This window comes from Mesorhizobium sp. M5C.F.Ca.ET.164.01.1.1 (genome assembly GCF_004792125.1).
In the GTDB taxonomy this organism is placed as follows: Bacteria; Pseudomonadota; Alphaproteobacteria; order Rhizobiales; family Rhizobiaceae; genus Mesorhizobium; species Mesorhizobium wenxiniae.
The window spans coordinates 1-476 of the sequence record NZ_SRTG01000090.1 but is presented as its reverse complement, the minus strand read 5'-3'; the positions used below and the strand labels follow the sequence as shown (position 1 = coordinate 476).

Here is a 476-nt window from a genome sequence, read left to right as displayed (position 1 = left end):
AAAGCCGCAAACCGGTTGCAAGAAATTCCGTTCGGATCGACGAAAATGACGGTGGCCGCCATCCCATGCACCTGCATCATGCCATTCAAGGCCGAGGCTCTGGTCGAGGTCACCTCATTGAGGATGACGGCGGCCTGAATTGCCTGGATCAAGCAGCCAACCGTGGTACGCGACACCTCATTTATTGAATTGAGGGTGGGTCCGGTGTTCCGGCATTGAAGTCCTGATATCAATTGTGCGACAGGCTGCCTCATCGAACCGCTGGCGGAGGCAAGCGTGGGCTGCAGTACCAGATCACAGGCATGCCGCCAGCGAGGCCCTCCCATGTGCTTAATGGCCATGCCGCCAAGATCGAATTCGCTACCCGCATGAAACCTTGGTGTGGTGGAGGTGTTGAGAGGCACCTGCGCTAGGCTGGCGAACGGTTAGAAGCGGGCAAAACCCGTAGCTCAGCTCATAGCCCGCCTAAACAAAGG

At 57.4% G+C, this 476-nt stretch carries 1 protein-coding gene; it reads right to left on the bottom strand.

The annotated features are described in order from the left end of the window. Positions 1-404, bottom strand: a 404-nt coding sequence (locus EN807_RS32550; protein ID WP_210240013.1) for a filamentous hemagglutinin N-terminal domain-containing protein, incomplete at its 3' end; no start/stop codon positions are given. Positions 405-476: the final 72 nt, after the last annotated feature.